Source organism: Franconibacter helveticus LMG 23732 (assembly GCF_000463115.2).
GTDB lineage: Bacteria > Pseudomonadota > Gammaproteobacteria > Enterobacterales > Enterobacteriaceae > Franconibacter > Franconibacter helveticus.
This window is the reverse complement of sequence record NZ_AWFX01000043.1, coordinates 1-292: the sequence shown is the minus strand read 5'-3', so window position 1 is coordinate 292 and position 292 is coordinate 1. Positions and strand designations below refer to the sequence as shown.

1 tRNA gene is annotated in these 292 nt (G+C 55.1%); it reads right to left on the bottom strand.

Annotated elements, in window-relative coordinates:
- Positions 1-104: 104 nt before the first annotated feature.
- Positions 105-191: transfer RNA gene (locus tag DW56_RS12515), tRNA-Leu, on the bottom strand.
- Positions 192-292 lie beyond the last annotated feature (101 nt).

Here is a 292-nt window from a genome sequence, read left to right as displayed (position 1 = left end):
GGACTTGAACCCCCACGTCCGTAAGGACACTAACACCTGAAGCTAGCGCGTCTACCAATTCCGCCACCTTCGCACTGTATTCTGAATCTGTGATATTGCCTCGTTGGTGCGAGGGGGGGGACTTGAACCCCCACGTCCGTAAGAACACTAACACCTGAAGCTAGCGCGTCTACCAATTCCGCCACCTTCGCCCGGTGAGAGCAATATCATGTGGTTTTTGGTGCGAGGGGGGGGACTTGAACCCCCACGTCCGTAAGGACACTAACACCTGAAGCTAGCGCGTCTACCAATT